This window comes from Cupriavidus sp. WS, from assembly GCF_000395345.1.
GTDB classification, from domain to species: Bacteria; Pseudomonadota; Gammaproteobacteria; order Burkholderiales; family Burkholderiaceae; genus Cupriavidus; species Cupriavidus basilensis_B.
Genome location: NZ_AQPL01000270.1, coordinates 18,961 through 31,243 on the forward strand (window position 1 = coordinate 18,961; position 12,283 = coordinate 31,243).

General features: G+C 72.1%; 11 protein-coding genes and 1 pseudogene. 8 read left to right on the plus strand and 4 right to left on the minus strand.

The annotated features are described in order from the left end of the window. The first annotated feature begins 31 nt into the window (after positions 1-31). The gene (locus K206_RS0121900) at positions 32-1,363 is read left to right on the plus strand and encodes a nitrate/nitrite transporter (RefSeq protein WP_020204534.1); all 1,332 of its coding nucleotides are present in this window, start codon (positions 32-34) and stop codon (positions 1,361-1,363) included. A 48-nt stretch (positions 1,364-1,411) separates the two neighbouring features. On the opposite strand, the gene K206_RS0121905 is transcribed toward K206_RS0121900, so the two are convergent. From K206_RS0121905 to K206_RS0121915, 3 genes are read right to left on the minus strand one after another with little or no spacing between them, the layout of a single operon-like run. After that, positions 1,412-1,918, minus strand: coding sequence for a TPM domain-containing protein (locus K206_RS0121905; RefSeq protein ID WP_020204535.1), 507 nt, complete (start codon positions 1,916-1,918; stop codon positions 1,412-1,414). Between the two features lie 6 nt (positions 1,919-1,924). Next, positions 1,925-2,815, minus strand: a complete 891-nt coding sequence (locus K206_RS0121910) for a TPM domain-containing protein (protein WP_020204536.1) — start codon at positions 2,813-2,815, stop codon at positions 1,925-1,927. A 58-nt stretch (positions 2,816-2,873) separates the two neighbouring features. Further along, entirely contained in the window at positions 2,874-3,506 is a 633-nt protein-coding gene (locus K206_RS0121915) for a LemA family protein (protein WP_020204537.1), read from the minus strand. A 454-nt stretch (positions 3,507-3,960) separates the two neighbouring features. Between K206_RS0121915 and dapA the strand changes: the two genes are divergently transcribed. Next, positions 3,961-4,893 carry a 4-hydroxy-tetrahydrodipicolinate synthase gene (gene dapA / locus K206_RS0121920; RefSeq protein WP_020204538.1) on the plus strand — a complete coding sequence of 311 codons (933 nt, stop codon included), beginning with the start codon at positions 3,961-3,963 and terminating at the stop codon, positions 4,891-4,893. A gap of 36 nt (positions 4,894-4,929) precedes the next feature. On the opposite strand, the gene hemL is transcribed toward dapA, so the two are convergent. After that, entirely contained in the window at positions 4,930-6,222 is a 1,293-nt protein-coding gene (gene hemL / locus K206_RS0121925) for a glutamate-1-semialdehyde 2,1-aminomutase (protein WP_020204539.1), read from the minus strand. A gap of 214 nt (positions 6,223-6,436) precedes the next feature. Here hemL and K206_RS0121930 point away from each other — a divergent pair, with 214 nt between their 5' ends. From K206_RS0121930 to K206_RS0121955, 6 genes and pseudogenes are all read left to right on the plus strand, one after another. Continuing rightward, positions 6,437-6,607: a rubredoxin gene (locus K206_RS0121930; protein WP_017225880.1), complete on the plus strand. Its 171-nt coding sequence runs from the start codon at positions 6,437-6,439 to the stop codon at positions 6,605-6,607. Positions 6,608-7,019: 412 nt separating this feature from the next. After that, positions 7,020-7,538 carry a PleD family two-component system response regulator gene (locus tag K206_RS0121935; protein WP_029043929.1) on the plus strand — a complete coding sequence of 173 codons (519 nt, stop codon included), beginning with the start codon at positions 7,020-7,022 and terminating at the stop codon, positions 7,536-7,538. Between the two features lie 20 nt (positions 7,539-7,558). Further along, the gene (locus K206_RS0121940; protein ID WP_020204541.1) at positions 7,559-7,927 is read left to right on the plus strand and encodes a PleD family two-component system response regulator; all 369 of its coding nucleotides are present in this window, start codon (positions 7,559-7,561) and stop codon (positions 7,925-7,927) included. 58 nt (positions 7,928-7,985) lie between these two features. Continuing rightward, positions 7,986-8,558, plus strand: coding sequence for a chemotaxis protein CheW (locus K206_RS0121945; RefSeq protein WP_020204542.1), 573 nt, complete (start codon positions 7,986-7,988; stop codon positions 8,556-8,558). Positions 8,559-8,706: 148 nt separating this feature from the next. Further along, positions 8,707-10,872, plus strand: coding sequence for a methyl-accepting chemotaxis protein (locus tag K206_RS0121950; RefSeq protein ID WP_020204543.1), 2,166 nt, complete (start codon positions 8,707-8,709; stop codon positions 10,870-10,872). A 71-nt stretch (positions 10,873-10,943) separates the two neighbouring features. Then, a pseudogene (locus tag K206_RS0121955) lies at positions 10,944-12,283 on the plus strand (hybrid sensor histidine kinase/response regulator); the annotation flags it as partial.

Below are 12,283 nucleotides of genomic sequence, written 5' to 3' on the forward strand. Positions count from 1 at the left end.
CTTGCATGGTGCGACTCGGGACAATGCCGGCATGACTTCCGCCAATCCTGCTTCTTCCTCCGCCACGTCCGCCGCCACTGCCGCCACCGCCGTTGCCGCCCCGCCCGCGCCCGCCGCCGGCAGCCGGCCCGGGCCGGCCCTGCCGCGCGACGCCGGCGCGCGCTGGCGCGTGCTGTGCATCTTCTCGCTCGGTTTCCTGGTGTCCTATGTCTACCGCGGCGTCAACCTGGGCTTCGCGCCGCACCTGATCCGCGAGATGGGCCTGAGCGCCGCCGATCTCGGCCTGCTGACCAGTTTCTATTTCCTCGGCTTTGCCTGCGCGCAGATTCCGGCGGGCCTGCTGCTCGACCGCTTCGGCCCGCGCCGCACCGAGGCCGTGCTGCTGCTGGCGGCGGTGGCCGGCGCGCTGGTGTTCGCCAGCGCGCCCGGCATGGCGGCGCTGGCGGCCGGGCGCCTGCTGATCGGCATCGGCGTGTCGGTGTGCCTGGGCGCGGCCATCCAGGCGCTGTCGATCTGGTTCCCACCGTCGCGCATGCCGCTGCTCAACGGCGTGGTCATGGCCATCGGCGGCCTCGGCGCGGTGGTGGTGGGCGCGCCGCTGGCGTGGCTGCTGTCGTGGACGGACTGGCGCACGCTCAGCTACGGGCTGGCCGGGCTGACGCTGGGCATGGCGGCGCTGCTGTGGTTCGCCGCGCCCGAAGCCGGCGGCGCCGGCCAGCAGCGCCTCGCCGAGCAGCTGCGCGGCACCTGGCAGGTATTGCGCAACGAGCGCTTCCTGCGCGTGGTGCCGCTGGCGTTGCTCAACCAGGGCATCTTCCTGTCGGTGCAGACCTTGTGGGTGGGCGCCTTCCTGCGCGACGTGGCGGGCCAGTCGCCGGGGCAGAGCGCGCGGCTGGTGTCGGTGATCGGCTTCGCCATGATGGGCGGCTGCGTGTGCGCCGGCTGGGCCGCGCGCCACCTCGAGCGCGCCGGGCTGAGCCTGTATGCGTTCGCCGGCCTGGGCATGAGCGGCTTCATCGTGGTCCAGTGCCTGATCATCGCGGGCGTGCCGCTGACGCCGGTGCTGATGTGGAGCGCCTACGGCGTGTTCGGCTCGAGCGGCATCCTGGCCTATGCCGTGCTGGCGCGCGGTTTTCCCGACGCGCTGATCGGCCGCGCCACCACCGCGCTGACGCTGGCGGTGTTCCTGGCCACCTTTGCCTGCCAGGTCGGGGTGGGCATGGTGCTCGATCTCTGGCCGGTCGCGGACGGCCGCTATCCGGCGCGCGCGCACCTCGTGGTGTGGGGCGGGCTGGTGGCGCTGCAGGTGGCGGCGGCGGCCTGGTACGCGCTGGGCCGCGAGCGCGGCGCGCGGGCGGCCTGACCGCGATCCGCGGCGAAGGCGCGCCTGCCGCCGCGCGGCCGGGTGGCGCTACAGCACCACCGGCCGGTCGTCCAGCTGGTTGTGGTTGGGTTTGCCGTCCTCGGCGGGGAAGTGCGTGGCGAGCAGGTGGTGGATCTGCTCCACCGTCGCCAGCACCGGCCTGACCGAAAGGTCGCGCGCCAGCCCGGCGGCCAGTTCGCTGCACAGCGCGCGCCAGGTCTCGGGGCCGACGCGGGCGTCGATGCCGCGGTCGGCCAGCAGCTCGACGGCGTGGTCGGCCAGGTTGATGTAGAGCAGCACGCCGGTGTGGCCTTCGGTGTTCCAGACCTCGAGCGCGCCGAACAGGGCGCGCGCCCGCGCGCGCGGCGTGATGCCGGCGAAGGCCAGGCCGACCGGCAGGCTGGATTCGATCACCACGCGCACCTCGCCGTGGTGGCGCTGTTCGCCGGCGGCGACCGCCTGCTGCAGCTGCTGCCGGGCCTCGGCGGGGAAGTGGCGGTTGGCGGCACCGGGGCGGGTGCCGAGATGGCGCAGCGCGCGTTTGAAGTGGGGCATGCGTGGCTACCAGTTGCCGGAGGCGCCGCCTCCGTCGAATCCGCCGCCCCCGCCGCCGCCGAAGCCGCCACCCCCTCCGCCGCCACCGCCGCCGAATCCGCCTCCGCCGCCGCGTCCCCAGCCGCCGCCGAGTCCGCCGAGCGTGCCGCCCAGGCCGCCGGCGGCCGCGTCCCAGCCGCGCCGGCCGGTCACGATCTGCGGGCCGCGCGGGCGGCGCGCGGCGGAGATGAAGAAGAACAGGATGATGGCGAGCGGGAACAGCACCGGCAGCCAGTCGGCCAGCGAATCGCGCTGGGCCGGCTTGCCGCCGGCCTGCGGGCCGGGCAGGCCTTCCTTGTCGATGGTGGCCTGGATGGCCGAGACGCCGGCCGCGAGGCCGCCGTAGAAGTCGTTCTGGCGGAAGTGCGGCGCCATCACGTCCTGCAGGATGCGCTTGGACATCGCGTCGGTGAGCGAGCCCTGCACGCCGCGGCCCACCTCGAGCCGCATCTTGCGCAGCCCGGGCGGGTTGTCCTTGGCGATCAGCAGGATCACGCCGTCGTCGATGCCCTTGCGCCCGGCGCGCCAGGCGTCGGCCACGCGGATGCTGTAGGCGTCGATCGGCTCGGGCTCGGTGGTGGGCACCATCAGCACGAAGATCTGGCTGCCGCGCTGCTGCTCGTATTCGGCCAGCACGTTTTCCAGCGCGCCGCGCTGGCTGGCGCTGAGCGTGCCGGTGAGGTCGGTCACGCGCTGGGTCAGCGGCGGCACCGGCACGAAGCCGTCGGCGCCGGCCGCCGCCGCGGCCGCGGCCGGCCACGCCAGCAGCGCGCCGAGCATCAGCGCCAGCGCCAGCAGCGCGCCGCGCCAGCCGCGCGCGGCCGGCGGGGGGAGGGGTCGGGCCAGGTCTTGCCGCATGGGTTCAGCCTCTTGGGTTCAGCCTCTTGGGTCTAGCCTGCTGTGTGCGCGGCGCGGATCAGAACTTCACCGCCGGCGGCGCCGAGATGGCCTTTTCGTTCTCCACCGAGAAGGACGGCTTGACCGGGTACTTGAACACCATCGCGGTCAGGTTGGTGGGGAAGCTGCGCGCCAGGACGTTGTAGTCGCGCACCGCGGCGATATAGCGCTGGCGCGCCACCGTGATGCGGTTCTCGGTGCCTTCGAGCTGCGACTGCAAATCGCGGAAAGAGGCGTCGGCCTTGAGCTGCGGATAGTTCTCCGACACGGCCAGCAGGCGCGACAGCGCGCCGCTCAGTTCGCCCTGGGCCTGCTGGAAGCGCTTGAAGGCCTCGGGGTCGTTGAGGGTCTCGGGCGAGACCTGGATGCTGGTGGCGGCGGCGCGGGCCTTGGTCACGGCTTCGAGGGTCTCGCGCTCGTGCGTGGCGTAGCCCTTGACGGTGTTGACCAGGTTGGGGATCAGGTCGGCGCGGCGCTGGTACTGGTTGATGACCTCGCCCCAGGCTGCCTTGACGGCCTCGTCCTTGGCCTGGAAGTCGTTGTATCCGCAGGCGGACAGCAGGCTGGCGCTCAGGGCCAGCAGCAGCCAGCGCAGGACGGACCGCGCGGAGGCCGGGACAGAGGACAGGGCAGGGGACAGGGATGCGCGCATCGAACACTCCGGAAATCGGGGAAGCACCAGTGTAGCGCAGGGGGCGCCGCCGGCAAGCGCCGGCGTGCCGGTTGACGCCGGCATGCCGGTGCCGGTAGATTGTCGGCTTCGGCCCGGCGGCCGCGGTCCCGCACCGGCACCGCCGCGGCCTTGCCCGGATTCTCGATCCCCGGTTTTCCCGATCCCCGCTTCGCCATGCGCGCCTTTCCGCCGATTTCCGCACCCGCCCGAGCTGCCTCGCAGCCGCGGATGCCCGCGCGCGCCAAAGCCAAAAAACAGCCGCTCGTCTGACCGGGGCGCGCTGTTCCGTCAGATGAGCGACGGAACGGCACCTGCGACCAGGGGCGAGGCCGGCTTTGCCGCTTCCATCTTCCCGCAGTCCACGGCAGACCCAGCCGCCAATCCGGCGCCCTTCTGTACGGTTTTTTCCTGACCGGTCGTACAGGAGTGTTTCATGCAGCAAGCAGAACAAGCAGAGCAATCACAACAACCGGCACGGCCGCCGCGGCAGGCCTTCGCCGGCATCTGGCTGCCGCTGGTGACGCCGTTCGCCCACGGCGAGGTCGACCACGCCGCGCTGGCGCGGCTGGCGCGCCGCTACGCCGCCAGCGGCATCGCCGGCTTCGTGGCGTGCGGCAGCACCGGCGAGGCGGCCGCGCTCGACGAGGACGAGCAACTGGCCGTGCTCGACACCGTGCTCGAGGCCGCCGGCGGGCTGCCGGTGATGATGGGCGTGGCGGGCAGCAACGCGCGCCAGGCGCAGGCGCGCGTGCGGCGCCTGGCCGCGCGGCCGCTGGCGGGCGTGCTGGCGTCGGCGCCGGCCTACGTGCGGCCGTCGCAGGCCGGGCTGATCGATTATTTCCACATGCTGGCCGACGGCGCCGCCGCGCCGCTGGTGCTGTACGACATTCCGTACCGCACCGGCGTGAAGCTGGAGACCGACACCATCCTGGCGCTGGCCGCGCACCCGAACATCCATGCCGTCAAGGATTGCGGCGGCGACTATCACGGCACCCAGGCGGTGATCGCCGACGGCCGCCTGGCGCTGCTGGCCGGCGAGGACCACCAGTTGCTGGGCACGCTGTGCCTGGGCGGCAGCGGGGCGATCGTCGCCTCGGCCCATCTGCGCCCGGAGTCGTTCGTGGCGCTGGCGCGCGCGGTGGCGGACCAGCGGCTGGAGCAGGCGCGGCGCCTGTTCCACGCGCTGATGCCGATGATCCGGCTGCTGTTCGCGCAGCCCAACCCCGGTCCGCTCAAGGCCATGCTGGCGCGCGAGGGCTGGCTGCGCAACGAGCTGCGCGCGCCGATGACGCCGGCCGGCGAGGCGCTGGCGTCGGCGCTGGCACGCGCGGGCGCCAGCCTCGGCGAGGCGGCCCCGCGCGGCTAGCCACGCGGTGGTGCAGGCCGCTCAGGCGGCGCGGCGTCAGCCGGCGGCGAACGCCTTGCGCGCCGCCTCGATGGTGGTGGCGAGGATGGCGTCGTCGTGCTGCGCCGAGACGAAGCCGGCCTCGAACGCGGACGGCGCCAGGTAGACGCCGGCGTCCAGCATGGCGTGGAAGAAGCGGTTGAAGCGCGCGGTGTCGCACCGGGTGACTTCGGCGAAGCTGCCCGGCACGCCCTCGCGGAAGTACAGGCCGAACATGCCGCCGATGGCGTCGGCGGCGAACGGCACGCCGGCTTCGCGCGCGGCCGCGGCGAGGCCGTCGGCGAGCTTGCGGGTCTGCGCGGCGAGGCGGTCGTGGAAGCCGGGCGCCTGGATCAGCTTGAGCGTGGTCAGCCCGGCCGCCACCGCGAGCGGGTTGCCCGACAGCGTGCCGGCCTGGTAGACGCCGCCCAGCGGCGCCAGGCAGGCCATGATGTCGCGCCGGCCGCCGAAGGCCGCGGCCGGCATGCCGCCGCCGATCACCTTGCCCAGGCAGGTCATGTCCGGGGTGATGCCGTAGTGCGCCTGCGCGCCGCCCAGCGCCACGCGGAAGCCCGTCATCACCTCGTCGAAGATCAGCACGGCGCCGTGCCTGGTGCACAGCGCGCGCATGGCCTGCAGGAAGGCGTCGCTGGCGCGCACCAGGTTCATGTTGCCGGCCACCGGCTCGACGATCACCGCGGCGATCTCGCCCTCGTGCTTGATGAAGGCCTGTTCGAGCTGCTCGACGTTGTTGTACTCCAGCACCATCGTGTGCTTGGTCACGTCGGCCGGCACGCCGGCCGAGGAAGGCGCGTTCTGCGTGGTGTCGGCGAACGTCAGCAGGCCCGAGCCGGCCTTGACCAGCAGGCTGTCGGCATGGCCGTGGTAGCAGCCCTCGAACTTGACGATCAGGTCGCGCCTGGTGAAGCCGCGCGCCAGGCGCAGCGCGCTCATGGTGGCCTCGGTGCCGGACGACACCAGCCGCACCTGCTCGATCGACGGCACCAGCTTGCAGATTTCCTCGGCCATCTCGATCTCGGCCTCGGTCGGCGCGCCGAACGAGAAGCTCAGGCCGGCGGTCTCGCGCACCGCGCGCACCACCTCGGGGTGGGCGTGGCCGACGATCATCGGGCCCCACGAGCCGATGTAGTCGATGTAGCGCTGGCCGTCGGCATCCCACATGTAGGCGCCTTCGGCGCGCGTGATGAAGCGGGGCGTGCCGCCCACCGAGCGGAAGGCGCGCACGGGCGAATTGACGCCGCCCGGGATGGTTTGCTGGGCGCGGTCGAAAAGCTGCTGGTTACGAGACATGGCTTTGCGTGAGATCAAAAGCAGGAGGAACGCGTTCTATCGGGCGGCAAGTCTGGCGGAAATGCCGGCAAAAAATCCCCAATGAAGGGCATTTGCGCGGTAACGTGCGCGAACACGGCGTGTTTGGCCCGGATCGTGCTTGCCCGGCTGGCGCCGGCGCCGCCGATTCGGTACCATCTGGCCCTGAATTTTAATGGAGAGTGACTGAACCGTTATGGAATACAAGACCTGGATGTGCCTGATCTGCGGGTGGATTTACGATGAAGCCGCCGGCGCGCCCGAAGACGGCATTGCCCCCGGCACCAAGTGGGAAGACGTGCCCATCAACTGGACGTGCCCGGAATGCGGCGCGCGCAAGGAAGATTTCGAGATGGTGGCTCTGTAAGCCGCCGTCGCGCGGCTCCGTGCCGCCGCGCGCGCCGGGGTGTCGCATCCGCCGGCGGCGGGGCATCCCGGGCAGGGCAGCATGACGTGCCCGTGACAAGCCGGCCCGCGCCGCCGCGTCGCGTCGATGCGACAGATCGCCGGGGAATGTTCCGGATTCCGGATTGACGGCCCCACGGCGAGTTGTCACACTCTGTTTCAAATTTGAAAATCCCCCCTTTGGGGGCGGACTTGGGCAGGCGCGGGTACCACGCGCCGCCGTTTGCCGGGCGCGGGCCACCGCGGCGGTGTGTTTTTCGGGAATCAGGACGTTTTGTTTCGGGGTCCGCCGGCGCAGCCACGCTGCGCCGCGCGGAAGTTCTCAGGTGAATGCCGGCGGGTCCCGCGAGGGGCGCGCTGGTTGCGGGAACGGGATGCGGGTCGCTCAACCACTAGAAAGTATTCGGGTCAACGCCGAACGGGTCAGTGCCGGAGCCATCGGAGCCGCCGGCGTGGCCGAAGCCGGCGCGGCCGCCGGCGGCACGGTCGCGCCCGCGCGCCGCAAGGTGCTCGTCATCGACGACTCCAGCACCATCCGCCGCACCGCCGAGATCTTCCTGTCGCAGGCCGGCTGCGAGGTGCTGCTGGCCGAGGACGGCTTCGAGGCGCTCGCCAAGGTCGGCGACATGCACCCGGACCTGATCTTCTGCGACATCCTGATGCCGCGCCTGGACGGCTACCAGACCTGCGCCCTGATCAAGAAAAGCCCGCGCTTCCATGCCATTCCGGTGATCATGCTGTCGTCCCGCGACGGCGTGTTCGACCGCTCGCGCGGCCGCCTCGTCGGCGCGCGCGACCATCTCGCCAAGCCGTTCACCCGCGAGTCGCTGCTGCAGGCCGTCGATGCCTGCGTGCCATGTGCCGCCGCCGTGGCCAGCGCCGAACCGGCCTGAGCGCATATCTAGGAATACTCATGACCATCAGCAAGATCCTCATCGTCGACGACTCCCCGACTGAAGCCCTGTTCATGTCCGACCTGCTCGGCAAGCAGGGCTTCAAGGTGTCGGTGGCCGGCAACAGCGACCAGGCCTTCGCCCGGCTCGAAAGCGAGCGCTTCGACCTGATCCTCATGGACGTGGTGATGCCGGGCCAGAACGGCTACCAGGCCACCCGCGCCATCAAGCGCGACGACCGCTTCAAGGACATCCCGGTCATCATGTGCACCAGCAAGGGCCTGGACACCGACCGCATCTGGGGCATGCGCCAGGGCGCGGCCGACTACATCGTCAAGCCGGTCGACGGCGCGGAGCTGCTCGGCAAGATCGCGGCGCTGGCCCACTGAGCCGGATTGCCGCCCGCCTGCCCACCCGACTACTCCCTTGCCACGACGGAATCCGCCCATGAACGCGCCGCGCCAGGATCTCCGGGCCAGACAGACCCGGCTGCAGGACTACCAGGCCATGCTGGCCCGCCGCCTGCGCGAGGCGCGCAGCCTGCCGGCGATGGACAGCTTTCTCGGCCTGCAGGTCGGCCAGCGCCACTGGCTGCTGCCGCTCAAGGAGACCGGGGAAGTGCTGGAGATGCGCCAGCCCAGCCGCGTGCCGCTCACGCAGGGCTGGTACACGGGGCTGGTGAACGCGCGCGGCAGCCTGCTCGGCGTGATCGATTTCGGCCTGTTCTGCGGCGAGGGTGCCACCCCGCTGCAGCCGGGCAGCAAGATCGTGGTGCTGTCGCGCCAGGTCGAGCGCGCCTGCGGCATCCTGGCCACGCGCGTGATCGGCCTGCGCCATGCCGGCGAGCTGAGCCTGCCGGCGGAGCCGCCGTCCATGCCGCCGCCGGGCCAGCCCCAGGACGCGCCGGAATGGGAGGGCGCGCGCTTCGCCGACCGCGACGGGCGCGACTGGCAGGTGCTGGACGTGAACCGCCTGCTGGCGTCGCCGGCCTTCCTGCAGGTCGGCCGGCAGGCTGCCTGAGGGGCGCCGGCGGCACGGAGACGCATCGCGGGCGGCACGGAGAAGCGGCACGAAGAAGCGGCAGGCGGCGGGGAGGAGGCGGGTCCGCGCTGGCCGCGGACGCGCCGCAGAGAAACCAAGAATCGAAGAATAACGAACAGAGGGTGCTATGGGTTTCAAGAACATCAGCCTGGGTCGCCGGGCGCCGGTGGCCGCTGCCGCCGAGGTGGCGGTGAACGCGGCGGCGCCGGCGGACAGGAGCACCCCGGCCGAGCGCATCGCCGACAGGCTGGCCCGCATCCCGTTCGCCAGCCAGCAGCGCGCGCTGACTGGCGGCGTGGTGCTGTCGCTGGTGGCGCTGCTGGCGTCGGTGTACGCGGACAACCGCGAGGCCAACAACGGCGCGGCGCAGATCGAGATCGCCGGCGACATGCTGATGCACTCCCAGCGCCTGGCCAAGGCGGTGCCGGTGGCGCTGCTGGGCAATGCGCAGGGCTTCACGCAGCTGCGCCAGTCCAAGGCCGAGCTGGCCGGCGACTTGCAGTCGCTGCAGAACGGCAGCGACGAAAAGCACGTGCGCGCCACCGGCGGCGCGGCGGCGCCGCTGCTGGAGAAGGCCATCGAATCGTGGCGCCGCACCGAGAAGAGCGCGGGCGACGTGCTGGCCCAGCAGCCGACCCTGACCACCATCGGCCAGACGCTGCAGATCTTCAACGCCTCCAACCCGGAACTGCTGGAAAGCGCCGAGCAGGTGGCGGCGATCAAGCTGCAGGGCGGCGCCAACGCGCGCGAGGTGGCCGCCTCCGCGCAGCTGGTGATGCTGACGCAGCGCCTGGGCAAGAACCTCAACGAGTTCCTGGCCGGCGAAGGCGTCAACCCGGAAACCGCGTTCCTGCTGGGCAAGGACACCAACACCTTCCGCGAGACGCTGGACGGCCTGCTCAACGGCAGCGAGGCGCTGCGCCTGGCGGCCACCGGCGACGCCGAGACGCGCACCTACCTGCAGCAGCTCTCGCAGCGTTTCGACGCCGTGCAGAAGACCACGCAGACCATCCTGCAGAACCTGCCCGGCCTGATCGCCGCCAAGCGCGCCCAGCAGCAGATCTTCAACGACAACGAGGCGCTGCGCGGCGAGCTGTCGCAACTGCAGTCGGCCTACGCCGAAGGCGCGCGCGTGCGGCCGCTGACGCTGGGCGCGACCATCGTCTCGGCGGTGCTGACGCTGCTGTTCCTGGCCGGGCTGGCGGCGCTCTACCTGCGCGATTCGCGCGCCCGCGCCAGCGAGGCGGAAGCCCGCGAGCACGAAGCCGAGGCACGCCGCCTCGAGGAAAAGCGCAACAACGACGCCACCCAGAAGGCCATTCTGCAGTTGATGAACGAGCTGCAGGACATCGCCGACGGCGACCTGACCAGGCAGGCCACCGTGACCGAGGACATCACCGGCGCCATCGCCGACTCGGTGAACTACACCGTGGAAGAACTGCGCGAGCTGGTCGGCCGGGTGCAGCAGACCGCGGGCGAGGTGACGCAGGCCTCGGGCCAGGTGCAGGACACCTCGACCCAGCTGGTGGCCGCCTCCGAGGAACAGTCGCGCCAGATCCGCCAGACCGGCGAGTCGGTGGTGGAGATGGCCGACCGCATCACCCAGGTGTCGCGCGGCGCGGCCGAGTCGGCCAACGTGGCGCGCGCCTCGCTGGCCGCCGCCGAGCAGGGCCAGCACGCGGTGCAGAACGCCATCGCCGGCATGAACGACATCCGCGAGCAGATCCAGGACACCTCCAAGCGGATCAAGCGCCTGGGCGAGTCGTCGCAGGAGATCGGCGAGATCGTCGAGCTGATTTCCGACATTACCGAGCAGACCAACGTGCTGGCGCTCAACGCCGCCATCCAGGCCGCCTCCGCCGGCGAGGCCGGGCGCGGCTTCTCGGTGGTGGCCGAGGAAGTGCAGCGCCTGGCCGAACGCTCGGGCGAGGCGACCAAGCAGATCGGCGCGCTGATCCGCACCATCCAGACCGACACGCAGGACGCGGTGCACGCGATGGAGCGCAGCACGCAGGGCGTGGTCGAAGGCGCCAAGCTGTCCGACAACGCCGGCGCCGCGCTGGTGGAGATCGGCCGCGTGTCGCGCCAGCTTGCCGAGCTGATCGAGCAGATTTCGCAGACCACCTCGCACGAAGCGGGGCTCGCCACCGCGGTGGCGCGCAATATCGAAGGGATCCTGCAGGTGACCGAACAGACCTCGTCCGGCACGCGCCAGACCGCGCTGTCGGTGCGCCAGCTCACCCTGCTGACCGAGGAACTGCGTAACTCCGTGCTGCGATTCAAGATCGCCTGACGGGTTACGCGAGCCACGGCCGCCGCGCGCCACGGACCGGCGCCACCGCATTGGACGCATTGGATGCAGTCATGTCATTGAATTTCCCCGCCTCGCACGAGCCCGCCGGCGCCGGTCCGGCCGCGCCGGACGTGCCGGCACCGGCGGCCCAGCGCGCCGCCGGCACCACGCACGCCGCCGAAGCCGCCGGCAGCCCGGTGTCGCGCGACCTTTCCATGCTGGCATGGCTGGCGCCGAGCCTGCGCGCGGCGCTCGACGATGCCGCCGCCGAACTGGGCCACTACGTCGACGAGGTGCAGCAGGCGCCCGAGGCGCTCGGCGCGCGCGACACCACCTCGCTGCGCCTGGCCGGCCAGCACCTGCACCAGGCCGCCGGCGCCGTGCACATCGTCGGCCTGCGCGGCGTGGACCCGTACTGCCAGGTGCTGCGCCGCCTGCTCGACGCCATCGACGCCGGCACCGTGCCGGCCGACGCGCAGACGCTGGGCGTGTTCCGCCTCGGCGTGCAGGCGCTGGCCGAGTACGTCGACGACCTGATGGCCGGCGACGACGAAGACCCGGTGCGCCTGTTCCGCTCCTATGCCGACGTGCTCGGCCGCCTCGGCGAAGACCGCGTGCATCCGGCCGACCTGTGGGTCGACGAGCTGCAGATGCTGCCCGGCATCCTGCTGCCGATGCGCATGGCTGCCTCGGTCACGCGCGCGCGCCAGCGCTTCGAGGCCGCGCTGCTCAAGGCGCTGCGCCTGCCGGTGCCGTGCCACGACGAGAGCCTGCTGCGCGAGGCCTACCTGCCGCTGGAGTCCGCGCTCGAAGACGTGCGCGCCAGCGAGCAGGAGCTGCGCCGCGCCACCGACCACCCCGACCGCGGCGTGTGGCACGTGCTGGCGCTGGTGTTCGGCGCGCTGGCCCACGGCCTGCTGCCCTCCGACCTGCTCGCCAAGCGCCTGGCGGCGCGGGCCCACCTGCTGCTGCGCCAGTACCTGCAAGGCCAGGTGCGCGTGCCGCAGGCGCTGCTCAACGACGCCGTCTACCTGCTGGTCACGACCACCGGCGCCGGCGCGGCCGCGCCCGCCGGCGAGGCCGAAAGCCAGCCGGTGCTGGCGCTGCGCTCGGCCATCCGCGAATGCCTGCAGGCGTTCCGCATCGACGCCGCGCACGGCGTGGCGCGCGCCGATTTCCGCGTGCGCTACTACGGCTGGCTCGACCCGATCGACACGCGCAACCTGCAGCAGGCCGCCGCCGCGCTCGAGCGCGCCGCCGCCGACCCGCAGCACGGCGACTGGCAGGGCGCGCTCGCGGCGCTGGCCGAAGCCGCGCAGCCGCTGGCCCAGCCCGCCTTGCTGCGCTGCCTGGACGCCGCCGCGCAGCCCGCCGTGCTGGCCGGCGGCGCGCGGCGGGGGGGGGGGCAGCA

Coding starts and splice junctions, on each gene's coding strand:
- K206_RS0121950 (WP_020204543.1), top strand. CDS start 8,707: ATGGGTTTCAAGAACATCAGCCTGGGTCGCCGGGCGCCGGTGGCCGCT.
- K206_RS0121905 (WP_020204535.1), bottom strand. CDS start 1,918: ATGCCCCACTTCAAACGCGCGCTGCGCCATCTCGGCACCCGCCCCGGT.
- K206_RS0121930 (WP_017225880.1), top strand. CDS start 6,437: ATGGAATACAAGACCTGGATGTGCCTGATCTGCGGGTGGATTTACGAT.
- hemL (WP_020204539.1), bottom strand. CDS start 6,222: ATGTCTCGTAACCAGCAGCTTTTCGACCGCGCCCAGCAAACCATCCCG.
- dapA (WP_020204538.1), top strand. CDS start 3,961: ATGCAGCAAGCAGAACAAGCAGAGCAATCACAACAACCGGCACGGCCG.
- K206_RS0121915 (WP_020204537.1), bottom strand. CDS start 3,506: ATGCGCGCATCCCTGTCCCCTGCCCTGTCCTCTGTCCCGGCCTCCGCG.
- K206_RS0121935 (WP_029043929.1), top strand. CDS start 7,020: ATGCGGGTCGCTCAACCACTAGAAAGTATTCGGGTCAACGCCGAACGG.
- K206_RS0121900 (WP_020204534.1), top strand. CDS start 32: ATGACTTCCGCCAATCCTGCTTCTTCCTCCGCCACGTCCGCCGCCACT.
- K206_RS0121910 (WP_020204536.1), bottom strand. CDS start 2,815: ATGCGGCAAGACCTGGCCCGACCCCTCCCCCCGCCGGCCGCGCGCGGC.
- K206_RS0121945 (WP_020204542.1), top strand. CDS start 7,986: ATGAACGCGCCGCGCCAGGATCTCCGGGCCAGACAGACCCGGCTGCAG.
- K206_RS0121940 (WP_020204541.1), top strand. CDS start 7,559: ATGACCATCAGCAAGATCCTCATCGTCGACGACTCCCCGACTGAAGCC.